Annotated in this window: 13 protein-coding genes; 4 read left to right on the top strand and 9 right to left on the bottom strand. The window is 34.2% G+C overall.

The genetic code is table 11. The features are described from left to right. Position 1 precedes the first annotated feature (1 nt). Entirely contained in the window at positions 2–895 is an 894-nt protein-coding gene (locus LV469_05695; protein UHR02141.1) for an ATP-binding cassette domain-containing protein, read from the bottom strand. Between the two features lie 127 nt (positions 896–1,022). Between LV469_05695 and LV469_05690 the strand changes: the two genes are divergently transcribed. The 4 genes from LV469_05690 to LV469_05675 all read left to right on the top strand — a co-directional run bounded on the left by LV469_05690 (position 1,023) and on the right by LV469_05675 (position 4,635). Then, positions 1,023–1,718: a response regulator transcription factor gene (locus LV469_05690; GenBank protein UHR02140.1), complete on the top strand. Its 696-nt coding sequence runs from the start codon at positions 1,023–1,025 to the stop codon at positions 1,716–1,718. A 2-nt stretch (positions 1,719–1,720) separates the two neighbouring features. After that, positions 1,721–3,007, top strand: a complete 1,287-nt coding sequence (locus tag LV469_05685) for a HAMP domain-containing histidine kinase (GenBank protein UHR02139.1) — start codon at positions 1,721–1,723, stop codon at positions 3,005–3,007. A gap of 493 nt (positions 3,008–3,500) precedes the next feature. After that, positions 3,501–3,833 (top strand): hypothetical protein, encoded by a 333-nt coding sequence (locus LV469_05680; protein UHR02138.1) that lies wholly within the window; start codon positions 3,501–3,503, stop codon positions 3,831–3,833. A 322-nt stretch (positions 3,834–4,155) separates the two neighbouring features. Next, on the top strand, positions 4,156–4,635 hold the full coding sequence (locus tag LV469_05675; protein ID UHR02137.1) for an ABC transporter permease: 480 nt from the start codon (positions 4,156–4,158) through the stop codon (positions 4,633–4,635). 196 nt (positions 4,636–4,831) lie between these two features. Here the strand turns inward: LV469_05675 and LV469_05670 are convergent, their stop codons facing one another. Genes LV469_05670 through LV469_05635 form a run of 8 tightly spaced genes read right to left on the bottom strand, consistent with a single transcriptional unit; the run spans position 4,832 to position 12,973 of the window. Further along, positions 4,832–5,452, bottom strand: a complete 621-nt coding sequence (locus LV469_05670; GenBank protein ID UHR02136.1) for a V-type ATP synthase subunit D — start codon at positions 5,450–5,452, stop codon at positions 4,832–4,834. 22 nt (positions 5,453–5,474) lie between these two features. Continuing rightward, positions 5,475–6,899, bottom strand: a complete 1,425-nt coding sequence (locus tag LV469_05665) for a V-type ATP synthase subunit B (GenBank protein ID UHR02135.1) — start codon at positions 6,897–6,899, stop codon at positions 5,475–5,477. After that, the gene (locus LV469_05660) at positions 6,900–8,669 is read right to left on the bottom strand and encodes a V-type ATP synthase subunit A (protein ID UHR02134.1); all 1,770 of its coding nucleotides are present in this window, start codon (positions 8,667–8,669) and stop codon (positions 6,900–6,902) included. It abuts the gene before it with no gap. A gap of 4 nt (positions 8,670–8,673) precedes the next feature. Beyond that, positions 8,674–9,285: a hypothetical protein gene (locus tag LV469_05655; protein UHR02133.1), complete on the bottom strand. Its 612-nt coding sequence runs from the start codon at positions 9,283–9,285 to the stop codon at positions 8,674–8,676. Between the two features lie 10 nt (positions 9,286–9,295). Further along, positions 9,296–9,601 carry a V-type ATP synthase subunit F gene (locus LV469_05650; GenBank protein UHR02132.1) on the bottom strand — a complete coding sequence of 102 codons (306 nt, stop codon included), beginning with the start codon at positions 9,599–9,601 and terminating at the stop codon, positions 9,296–9,298. After that, entirely contained in the window at positions 9,601–10,020 is a 420-nt protein-coding gene (locus tag LV469_05645) for an ATP synthase subunit C (GenBank protein UHR02131.1), read from the bottom strand. The genes LV469_05650 and LV469_05645 overlap by 1 nt, the downstream gene beginning before the upstream one ends. Beyond that, complete coding sequence (locus LV469_05640; GenBank protein ID UHR02130.1) at positions 10,020–11,951, bottom strand: ATPase; 1,932 nt, start codon at positions 11,949–11,951, stop codon at positions 10,020–10,022. Before LV469_05640 ends, LV469_05645 begins: the two co-directional genes overlap by 1 nt. Next, positions 11,942–12,973 carry a V-type ATPase subunit gene (locus LV469_05635; GenBank protein ID UHR02129.1) on the bottom strand — a complete coding sequence of 344 codons (1,032 nt, stop codon included), beginning with the start codon at positions 12,971–12,973 and terminating at the stop codon, positions 11,942–11,944. The genes LV469_05640 and LV469_05635 overlap by 10 nt, the downstream gene beginning before the upstream one ends. Position 12,974 lies beyond the last annotated feature (1 nt).

Below are 12,974 nucleotides of genomic sequence, written 5' to 3'. Positions count from 1 at the left end.
ATCAAGACCTGCTTTCTTCGATAAAGAGCTTTTCTAGACTTTCTTTTTCTTCCTCTACCCTATATATATCTACTTTGCCATTTAAAAAGTTTACGATATCTGCAATCTCTTGGTTAGATTTTTTGCCTAAGATTATCTTTTTTCCGTTCATCCTATCCTCATCAAGGTCTAAAAGTTCTAAGGCTTTTTTGTTGTCTGATGTGCGTAGTGATATAAATGGTGGATGAAGCCTTCTATAATCTTCTAAGCTGCCATTGTAGGTTAAATTGCCATCTTTAAGAATTCCTATATGAGTAGATATCTTTTCTATTTCGTCAAGGATGTGAGAAGAGATTAAGATGCTTGTGGAAGAGTTTCTTACAATATTTCTAAATAGATTTCTCATTTCTTCGATTCCTTGGGGATCGAGTCCATTTATAGGCTCATCTAATATTAAAAGCTTGGGACTTCCTATCAATGCCATAGCTATGCCAAGTCTTTGCTTCATACCTAGTGAATATTCCCTAGATTTCTTTTTCCCTACATTATTTAGACCTACAAGATTTAAAGTTTTTAAAATTTCTTCTTTTTTTATGCCCTTTAACTTACATATTATTTCCAAATTTTCATATCCAGTTAGATGATCATAAAATGAAGGGTTTTCAATCAAAGCGCCGAGATTTCTATTGAATTCTTTTTGATTTTTTGAATTTATTTCCTGTCCAAAGACTTTGATAAGGCCATCATCTTTTTTTACAAGACCGAGTATGAGTTTCATAAGAGTGGACTTGCCAGCACCATTTTTGCCTATTAAGCCATAAATAGAGCTCTCTTCGATATCCAAAGAGTCGATATCCAAGACCTTTTTATTGTTATATGATTTTTTTAGATTTTTTATTTCCAATATTTTTTTCATAATCATTCCTCCTAAAAATAAGATAGCAGGTAGAGATAAAAATAAAGTTTAAACAAGCTCACTTTTACATCACAAAGACAAATAAATTAAAAAACTTGTGTATAATAGGGTTAATGAGGTGGCACAAATGGATTTTAGGGAAAAATTTTCTATATTAATAGTTGATGATGAAAAAAGCTTGTTAGAAAATTTGTACAACTTTTTAAAGAACAATGGGTTTAAGGATGTCTATACTGCAAAAAATTTAAAAGAGTCTAGATTCAAATTAAAAAATTTTAAAATTGATTTAATAGTTTTGGACGTGATGCTTCCTGATGGAAGTGGTTTTGACTTGTTGAAGGAAGTTAGACAGAATTCTAATGTGGCAGTCATAATTCTATCTGCCCTCGATGGGATAGACGATAGAAGAGAAGGGTTTGAGAACAAGGCGGATGACTATTTAGTAAAGCCTTTTTTCCCGGATGAGCTTCTCTGGAGAATTGATGCAGTTTTAAGAAGAAGTAAGAAGATTAAAAGTGAAGAAAAGATAAATTTTGGCAAGGTGATTTTCTATAAATCAAAGGGTATTCTCGAAAAAAATGGCAAAGAGATAGCCTTGACAGCCACCCAATTTAAAATCTTAGACTACTTATCTGAAAATATGAATAAGATAGTTTCAATAGATAGGATTTTAGAAAATATTTGGAAAGATTCTTATGGTTATGAGAACACACTGATAACTCATATTTATAGATTAAGAGAAAAGCTAGAGGATAATCCAAGAGATCCTAAAATCTTGATAACTATAAAGGGGCTTGGATACAAGCTTGTCAAAGAGGATTAAGAATGTTTAATTATATTTTAAAAAGGTTTAAAAAAATTGTCATTAGAATACTCGCCTTGATGTTTTTCCTGATATTTTTTCTTATGATCTTTCTCTACCTAAACTATAGGTTAAATAATAAATATCCAAATCCTAATTCTGTTTATTCCTATGTAGAAAGTAATAAAACTGATGAATACTTAAATGAAAATAATAGAGAGTTTTTAAAAGAAAAAGATATTTGGGCGATAAGGCTTGATAAAGACGGGAAAGTCATAGAAAGTTTTAATAAGCCCAAGGAAGTAAAAGACAAATTTGATCTTACAGATGTCGCAAGATTTAGTAGATTTTATTTAGCTGACTATCCAGTATTTACATACATTGTAGGAGATGGTCTACTCATATTTGCCTATCCCCAAAACTCCTTGGATAAGTTCCCATCAAATTATTATAATTACAACAAGTTCCTTTTTAATCTGGGCCTAGTTTTGTTATTTTTTATTTTATTTTTGCTCTTTGTTTATATAATTTATAGTATTGACATAAAAGCCATAGTAAAAAATCTATTGCCCTTTCAAAAAGCGATAGATACTCTATATGAAAATGATTATGAAAAGTTAGACGAATATGGAGAATTAAAAGATTTGGCATGTAGCATAAATAAGGCAAATGAAAAGTACAACAACTTAAAGGCATCTCAAGGTAAGTGGATTAGAGGTCTAAGCCATGATGTGAGGACTCCTCTTGCAAAAATTTCCTGGGAACTAAATAAAGAAGCTCCCAATAGGAAAGATATAAAAGACCAAGTCTTGAAAATTTCAGATATCCTCGAGGGACTAAATCTCACCCTGTCCCTCTCCAATCTAGACAAGGAAGATTTTAAAGAAGAAAGTCCCATAAAAGTAGCAAGAAAACTTATAGTAGATAAACTAAATGAAAATCCAGATAGAGAAATTATTTTTGAAAATATCATAGACAATCAAGATGTAAAGATTAAAATGGAGCCAAACTTATTTTACAGAATGCTCGAAAACATTTTAAAAAATGCTCTCATCTACACCAAATCCAAGATCAGACTTAAAATTTCAGACTCTAATGAAAGCTTAATTATTACAATATTAGACGAGGGCAAAGGCCTATCTGAAAATATTATAAAAAAAGTCGATGAAGAAGATCTGACCAATATTACAAGCCATGGCTTGGGCATTTTTATTTCTAAGCAAATAGCCGAACTACATGGTGGTGTCTTTAGCATAAAAAATAAGTATCCAGGACTAGAAATATCTTTCATCTTTTATAAGGAAAATTAAAAGTTAGTAAGAATAACTAATATTTTAAGAATAACACAGGTTGCCAAGATGGATTTACCACACTAATAAGCAGTGTTTCATAAAGAGATGGCACAATAATACAGGAAAATGCAAGAAAAATATATAGAGAAACCTTTTATTATCGTCAATATTGAAAACTGAAGCAAGAAGAAACGACAAACACTATGTTATAATAAGGAACAAAAGCCAAGTGATTTTAAATTTTATATTGATCTAAATAGTTATATCAGAAATCCATAGATGGATATTATAAAGATGTGTATGCTATGAAAATCTTAAAAGACAGCAAAAGATGAGCATTACAAAAATAAATAGTATAGCCACAAGAAAACCGAGAGATAGAAAAGAGGCTATATTTTTGGTATGATTATATCGATTAGACTTTGAAAATATGATGGAGATTTAGCTTACAAGCTGTAAGCCAAATGAAATAATCGATTGGAATTTATTATATAAATATAGAGGAGATTTCATGAAAAAATTAATATGGTATATTTTAGCGGCATGTATTTGGACAATTGTATTTCCTGTTACTGCAATAACTGCATGGGCTTTCATGATAAGCGGGCCTCTTGTTGTAGTGGCAATTATTTTAAAAGTTATTTTAATAGTACTTGGAATAGATGCGACTTGGATTAGGACTTCATCTTTTAGTTTTGGAACCTTTCCCGATTTGATCATAGCTTTAAGTCTAGGACTTGTCTTAGCTATTTTGGGATTTTTACTCTGGAAACTCACAAAGAAAATATATAGATGGCTAGACTCTCTAAATCCAAGCAATTATCAAAAACAAGCTGGTGAATGAGGACAAGCTCTATGAGCTTAAAATTTTTAAAAATATAAATTAGGCTAGGTGTCTTATGTATATGATTTATTAAAAGCTCCTATTTATGAGAATTTCTTAGAAAAGTTTGAGTAAACAAAGGATAATTAGGCGGATAAATACTAGTTTTTTAAATCCACATATCAAAAATACTATTTGAATTTAATAAAATTTTGAAACATATATTTTAAATTGATATATAATAACAATAAGAAGTATCAAGTAAATGGTTTTGTTTGAAATGGCTTTTAATACATACAAGATCTTAGCTATATTAAAAGGCCTCTCATTTTTCGAGGTGCATATGCTTTTAGTTGAAATAGTTATTTTATGTTTTTTATTTTTCATCTTGTGTCTTGCGGGAACGGGGACAGATGACAAAAATTTAAAAAATTATGAGTCTTATCCCGATGAAGTTCAAAAGAGAATACGTGAGATACCTGAGTACGCTATAAAGATTAAAGAAAAAAGCAAATGGGCAACATTTGTTATGAACTTAGTTTTATTTTTAGTATTATTTTTTATTTGTGGAATTTTCATAAGAGAAAAATATTTTTGCCACAACTTTGTATCTATTTTGATACTTGGTCAGGTACTAAATGTCTTTGATTTATTGGTGATTGATTTATTTTGGTGGCGCAAGACAAAAAGAATCAGATTTTCAAAAATACCGCAAAAAAAATTCTATCAAAATCCTAGGAAGCACATCGAATCTTTTTTTAGAGCTCTTGTTATGTATTTTTTAGTTGCAGTGATAGACGGGTATTTGTTGACTTTGTTTTGAAAATTTTGTAAGAGTAGTTATTAAATAAAAGGACTTTTGAAATTTTTGATTTCGAAAGTCTTTTTTTGTAAAAGTTGGAACTATTGTTATAAATGAGGTTCTTAAAAGGCCGGGCATAAATTGCATTTTAGGCTTATTTAATTTGAAAGCTATAAAATAAAAAGAGAGACCACCCCTTGAGGTGGTCTATGAATTCTCATTTTCTATTTTTTTTATCTTTTACTTTTTTTAGCCTAAAGAAGTCTTCTCTTTCTTTTTCCTGCAAGATGTTTTCGATTTCTTTTACTATTTTTGTGTACTTGGGGATTTGTATTTTGTCCAAGGCATTGGCTCTTTTTTGTGTTTTTTTAATTTCTTTTGCCAATTTGAATACTGAATTTTCAACTTCTGCCAACTCATAGATCATATACTTTACTTCATGTAAATCTATGCTCGCCTTATCGAAGGCTGATGTAGTTCTGTGAAAGGAGTACTCTGCTCGATTTTCTTTTTCCTTGTATTTCACCTTGGGAAGCTCTACACCCATGACAGATCTAAATTTAACTTCATAGTCTTCTTCTAGGGGGACTGCCTTTGATATTTCGAAGATTGACTCTGTTCCCATTGTGATGGTTGCATCTTCAAGGGCCCGATAGGTCTTTTCGAATTCTACTACTATTTTATTTTGGATTTCAGCAGCTTTTTTATTAAGGTCCATCATTTCTTTTATGAGGACGGTCCTTTTTTTATCTAGTAGGTCGTAGCCTTTTTTTGCAAAGTCCAAGGACGATTTTGTTTGTAAAAGATTTGCTTTTGTAGGTATTACTTTTGTTGCCATTTTTTCCCTACTTTCTCTATCTCTATATGCTATCTTTTATTTCTTCTTGCAATTTATCGTTTGAGCCATCTTTTTTTAGATATTTTTTCTTGAGTTCAGGATCTATTCTATCTAGGCTTTCTTCGGGCAGTATCTTTAAAAGTTCCCATCCTAGATTCAAGGTTTCTTCTATATCTCTATTTTCATCAAATCTTTGGCGCAAGAATCTTTTTTCGAATTCGTCTCCAAAATCCAAGATTTTTTTATCCGAGTCGGAAAGGTCCTCTCTACCTATTATTTGAGACAGGGCTCTTACTTCTTGGACTTTTGAATAGGATGCGAAAAGCTGCGAGGACAAGTCTGCATGGTCTTGTCTTGTATATCCTTCTCCTATGCCGTCTTTCATAAGTCTTGACAAGGATGGCAGTACATTTATTGGAGGATATATTCCAGAGCCGTGAAGGTCTCTTGAGAGTACGATTTGGCCTTCTGTTATATATCCAGTTAGGTCGGGGATGGGATGAGTGATGTCATCATTTGGCATGGTAAGGATGGGAATCAATGTAACTGATCCGTCTATGCCTTTTATCATTCCGGCTCTTTCATATAACATGGCAAGGTCTGAGTAGAGATGACCAGGATAGCCTTTTCTGGAGGGGACTTCTTCTCTTGATGAGGATACTTCTCTTAGGGCTTCGCCGTAGGAAGTGATATCTGTCATGATAACTAGAACATGCTTATGGCATTCATAAGCCAAGTATTCGGCGCAGGTCAGGGCGCACTTTGGAACGATTAGTCTTTCCATTATTGGGTCATCGGCATAGTTTATATACATGACTACATTTTCTGATACTCCTGCACTGTTGAACTCTTCTCTAAAGTAGTCGGCTTCGTCATGTTTTACTCCTATTGCAGCAAATACTATTGCGAAGTTGTCTTCTTTTTGAGCGTTGGATATTTTTGCCTGTCTTACTATTTGGGCAGCTAGTTCATTGTGAGGTAGGCCTGATCCTGAGAAAATGGGCAATTTTTGTCCACGAATCAAGGTCATCAGAGCATCTATTGCCGATATACCTGTTTGGATAAAGTTTCTCGGATAGAGTCTTGCTACTGGGTTTATGGGTCTGCCATTTACATTGTAAAATTTATCTGCATAGATTTGTCCGCCCTTGTCGATAGGTCTTCCAAGTCCGTCAAAGACTCTTCCCAAGACTTCGTCTGTTAAGGGTATCTCAAAAGGTCTTGCCTCAAATGTGACTTCCATATTTTTGGTAGAGCTACCCAGCAAATCGCCAAAGACTTGAATAGTGGCCTTGTCTTCATCTACTTTTACAACTGTTCCAACCATAGATTTTTTTCCATCTCTGGTTTTTATTTCTACTACTTCATCGTAGGAGACATGATGAAGGTTTGAAAGGTCAATCAAGGAACCTTCTATTTTATCTAGTAATAAATAATTCTTTTTCATCTATTCACCTACATTTTCATCCATGAGTTTTCTGTAAAACTCTTTGATTTCGTTATTTATCTCTACTATTTTAGATAGGTCATCGTTGGGGATGTCATATTTCATATTGATTACTTTGCCATAGAGGGCGTCGTTTTTTATTTGAGATATGGGTATTTGTTTTTCGACTGCTTGACATCCCAATTCATAGAGCAAATCTATGGTCTTTAGCATTTCGAATTGCTTTTCAAGGGGGACATAGGTATCAGTTGGATTAAAAGCATTTTGTTGTAAGAATCCAACCTTGATTACTCTACAAATTTCTAGCACCAATCTTTGATCATCTGGCAGCACGTCTTCTCCAACTAGCATTACAATTTCGTTTAGCTTGGCTTCTTTGTGAAGCAGGTCTAAAAATTTGGCCCTAAGCTCTGGAAGGTCCCCGTCTAGATGCATGTCATAGTAATTTTTTAGCATCTTCACATAGCCTGAATAAGAGTTCATCCAATTTATGGCTGGATAGTGTCTTGCGTAAGCCAACTCTTTATCCAAGGCCAAGAATACATTTACGAATCTTTTAGTATTTTCTGTTACTGGTTCGGAGAAGTCTCCGCCTGCAGGGCTTACTGCTCCTATCAAGGTTACTGAGCCTTCATTACCAGAAAAAGTTTCTGCGTAGCCAGCTCTTTCATAAAACTCTGCAATTCTAGATGGAAGATATGCTGGATAGCCTTCTTCTGCAGGCATTTCTTCAAGTCTTCCTGAAATTTCACGAAGAGCTTCTGCCCATCTTGATGTGGAGTCTCCCATCAGAGCCACATGATAGCCTTGGTCTCTAAAATATTCAGCTATGGTGACACCTGTATAGATAGAAGCTTCTCTAGCCGCAACTGGCATGTTAGAAGTATTGGCTATTAGGATTGTCCTATCCATCAGAGGCTTTCCTGTGTGGGGGTCGATTAGTTTTGGGAAGTCTTCTAGGACTTCTGTCATTTCGTTACCACGTTCTCCACATCCGATGTAGACGATTATATCCGCATCACAATATTTTGCGATTTGGTGTTGAGTCATGGTCTTTCCCGTACCAAACCCTCCAGGTACTGCTGTCGTACCACCCTTAGCAATAGGGAAGAATACATCGAATACTCTTTGACCAGTTACAAGAAGTCTATCAATTGGCAACCTATTTTTAACTGGTCTTGGAATTCTGACTGGCCATTCTTGGTACATCTTGACTTTGTGGATTATACCATCCTCGTCTTCTACCTCTAAAAGGTCTGTTTCTATATTATAGCTACCGTCTGGAAGTATGGATTTTATTTTACCATTCACATCCAAGGGAATTAGTAGTCTATGAGTGATGATTTCTGTTTCTTTTACGCTGCCAAAAATCATGCCACCCTTTACAAAATCTCCTAATTTGACTTCGAATTTGACATTCCACAGCTTTTCTTCGTCAAGGGATATAAGGCCGATGCCTTCAGGCATAAAGTTGCCATAATCGTCTTTTATTTTTTGCAGAGGTCTTTCTATACCATCAAACATATTTGATATTAGTCCGGGACCCAATTTAACTGAAAGTGGCGATCCTGTTGGTATTATTTTTTCGTCCCTTTTCAAGCCCGATGTTTCTTCATAGACTTGGACGGTTCCCAAATCTTTTTCAATGGTTATGACTTCGCCTATAAGTTTTTTGTCGCCGACTACAACCATTTCTCTCATTTTAAAATCCGCCATATTTTTGCCAACAACTACTGGACCATTTATTGATTTAATTAATCCTTCTTTCAAAATATCACCTAACCTTCAGTGCGAAGTGAAGCATTTTGCCAATTTCGTACTTATTGTCTTCAAGTATTTTATAAAGAGATTTATCTATGCTATAAGTCATGGCTTCGTCTAGAATTATAAATCCGCCCAATTTTTTGGGATTGAGGGAAAGAAATTCAAGTTTGATGCCCTTTTCTTTTGCCAAATCTTCCATAGCTTGTCTAAGTTCCTTATCAGAATCAAGAATATGGATGATGTAGCTACCTTCATTCAAAGTATCCAGAAGAGCTTTAAATCTCTTTATTTGTTCTTTATTGTAAGAATCTTCCTTAACATAAGACTTTATTTTTTCACAGACACCATCTATTAAAAGTCCCACCAACTCATCAGCTTTTTCAAGCTTCTTGATCCTTTTCATTTCGTTGGTCTTGCCAATCATTTCATATTTTTTCTCCTTGGCAAGGTGGATACGTCTTTTGATGAGGTCTGTTTTCATATCTTCGAGTTCTTTTTTCTTCTTTTGCAGGGTAGATTCTATTTCTTCTTTGCTAGCCTTTATCCTAGCTTCACAGTCTTTTTCTCTTTCCAAGTATACGATTTTATTAAAAATCGCAATTTTATTTTCAAGTAAAATCATATTTCCCCCTTTAGAGTTTGATGCCTACGGATTCTTTGACATACCTCAATATGAAGTCCTTGTCTTCGATTCCCTTAGGACCAGGGATAGTAACAACTAGGGGAAGAGTGCCGCTTAATTTTTTTTCTATGACATCTTCTTTTATTTCATTAGAGTCTCTCTCAGTTAAGATTATTATACCGAGGTCTTCTCTGTCTTTATTTTTTTTAAATAAAGATTTAAGCTCAGCTGTATTTTTACAAAACAATCCGTCTATTCCAGATAGCCTAAGCCCTGTTGTCACATCTCTATTTCTAGAAATCACAAGAGATTTCATTATAGTCTACCCAGAATCATAATTGAAATGATAAGTCCATAGATGGCTATACCTTCTGATAGACCGAGGAAAATCATGGTTTTACCAAGTATCTTAGGATCTTCTGAAACAGCACCTATTGCAGATGAACCTACATTTGCAACTGCAAGACCAGCACCTAGAGCTGCAAGACCTGTTGAAAGTCCTGCTGCTATAAAGCCTAGACCTTGAGAGGATCCTCCTTCAGTTTGAGCGCTTACAAAGCCTGGCACAAGAGTAAAGACGGTCATGAACAAAAGAGGCAAGAAAAATACCATATTAAATCTTAAAAACATACGAAGCTTTTTTTGATTTGTAGTGGTTCCCTTGTACATGTAATAAACTCCTGTTGTGATTGTCGAAAGCACAAATATAAGTGCTATAATTATTAATTTTTCCATTATTTATCCTCCAAACGTATTGTTGTTGGGACGAATTCGTATCCGTCTCCTGTGTAATATTTACTAAACATTTCATAGTATTCAAGTCTTAGACTTTGAATAAATACTATAAGTCCTTCCAGACCTATTATTACTATATTTCCTACTATAAGTGAGATGAGTTTTGCACTTGGTGTGCCTATCATCTGACCGATTGTTTTAAATGCTATGAATAGACCAACGTGGTTTATTGCAAATGCACCGACCCTGATAAAGGAGATTATATTTGAAACGACACTTAATATGGTTTCAAGTAGTCCGAACACAGCTCCTATATAGTAGCCGCTTTCTGTCTTAATCTTTTTCTTAGTTACAAAAGACATGATGACTTTTGAAAGTATCATGGCTAGAAGTGAAAGCACTATTATGCCGATACATAATTTTGTCGGAATTATGTTTACATTTAAAACTTTTGATGCTGCCAAATTCACAAAGCTCAAAAACACCAAAAAGCCCGCCAGACCTTCCTTGCCCAAGAAGGCTTCTTCATATTCTTTATTTGTGATTTTATTTATAAATCCTAGCCCGTAAGAGATTATTAAAAACACAATACCAGCAGCTATTGCAGCACCAAGGGTAGTATTTATGTTTTCAAAGGGTCTTATCAAAAATGGCTTTATTAAATCTTCAATGCCAAAAACTGATCCATATAGAAGACCGAATATAGCAGAGCTAAAGCCAAGTCGTTCCAGGAGCCCTCCAAAGCCTTTGTTTTTCTTAGATAAAAATATACCCGCTAAGAAAAATACTGCCCCTTGTCCAAAATCACCAAACATGGCGCCATAAAGCAGCATATAGGTAATTGCAAATAATGGGGTCGGGTCTTTTTCTGTATAATTTGGCACCCCATACATGTTTACTAAAAGTTCAAAGGGCTTAAAAAAATTTGAGTTTCTAAGCTTTGTCGGTGGCTTGATGCCCTGCTCAACAGGATCTTTAAAACTTGTGATAAGTCCATCGTACTTGGACAAGATCTTTTCAACAGGCTCTTTATCTCTAAGACTTATCCAACCTGATAGATAGAAGTATTTATTTGACTTTGCCATAAACCTCTTAACCTCTTCTATATTTTCTGAGATTAACATAGATGTTATGGCACCCTCTACTTCTTTTCTATTGCTATTTAAGAACTTGTCCCTGTATTCTAAAATGTCATTTTCTTCTTTTTTTAGATTCTTCTTTTCCGCTTCAAAGTTTTCAAGGATTTCTTTGGCAGTTCCTTTATATCTTCCAAGGATTTCTACATCTTCCCAATTTAGGCTTTTTAATATTCTGTCAATTTCCTTTTCTACTTCCTTAGGAAAGATTGCAAGGTAGACTTCTCTTTGATCTATTGTCGCTGTATGAAATATCATGGCTAGGATATTTCCATAATTTTTTTTCAGCCTAAATCTGGCCTCTTTGTCCAATATACCAAATCTTACCTTGAAATACTTTAAATCTGAAAGCTTCGACAAATCGATGTTTACATTTTTAAAATAGTCATAGTTTTCTTCTATGCCATTTATAACCTTTAAATCATCTCTTATTTCTTTGAGTCTTTTGGATTTATGTTTTATTTCGTCATAGAAGACCTCATAATCTGCTCCCATATCAATCAGATCATAGTCAACCTTTAAATCTTTTATGCCAAAAAACTCTTCCATTTCTTTTGCCTTTTCAATGGTGGCCTTTAGCATGGAGTTTCTTTCAAAAGGAGCTATATGATTAAGTTCGATAGCCCTTTCCAAGTTGTTTTCGTTTTCTAGATTGAAAGTGAAGGCGTTGTTGTCTATCTGATTTTGCGAGTTTATTATGCTAACAGCGCCCGTCTTTAAAATATCGACAACCACACTCTCCATTTTATCTAGGGGAGCGACAACATTCATTATTCTCATTTTTTCTACAGCCAAGTATATTCACTTCCTTTATAGCTTCTTACCAAGTAGTTGAGAGTTTCGCCAGTAGATAGGTTAAATCTCGTTGCCTCCATAATCGCCCTTACATCCTTGACTTCAAAATCCAAGATATAGATAAAGGCGACGAATTTTGAAAAATCGAAAAAGTATTTTTTGAAAACTTCTCGACAGGTATAGTAGATAAACCTCGAGCTTCTCCTATCCATGTAGATATCTTGAGACTCACCTTGAAACAAAAAGGCATAAGGTGAGTTTAAAATATAGGGGACGAACTCTTTTTCTATATCCATATAAACCATTTCTTTTAGCTTATCGAAGTTGAAAGATTTTCCTCCAATAATTGCAAAATTCAACAGCTCTTCCGGCATAAGACCATAATACTTGATACCACGATATATCCAAGTCACATTCAAAAGATCAATCTTTACTCCCAAAACCTTGCCCACATTTTCTTTTTCGTATTTAGAAAAGGTGTTTGCAATTTCAATTAGTTGTTGGTAGTAGAGCTTGTCCAGATTCATCTCCATATAAAAAAGTACTACATCCTCTGCATCGTCTACGTATTGGCGTAGGACTTTGTAGTACTTCGTTCCCTTTAATTTCTCTACAAAAGTTTTAATGGTATCGGCTTCATCTATTAAGTTTTCAAAATTTAAAACAATAAGCCGATCCCTTAAAGTTCTTTTGCCATCCTTTGTCTTTAAGTATCTGAGGACTCTTTTGATATCGTCTATTTCAAATTCAGAAATAGCTGCATTTACAAATGCAAGGTGTTTGCCCTTGTAGTAGTGCCTTAACTTTTCTAAAAGATGTAGCCTATAAAGGTCTAGCTTTCTTTCTGCTTCATATGAATCTTCGTATCCATCGAAGTAGGAAGACAACTTTGTGCTTTCTTTCATATAGGCGATTATTTCGGAAACGGTTTGAAATCTGGACATATTGATGTAGTCTTCATCAGTTAAAAATTCAGAGGTCATCTTGCTCATTTTAGCTGATACTGCATTAAATTCTCCCATT

The organism is Peptoniphilus sp. GNH, assembly GCA_021307325.1.
Classification (GTDB): domain Bacteria; phylum Bacillota; class Clostridia; order Tissierellales; family Peptoniphilaceae; genus KA00134.
The sequence above is the reverse complement of the archived record's forward strand: the minus strand, read 5'-3'. Positions and strand labels throughout refer to the sequence as shown.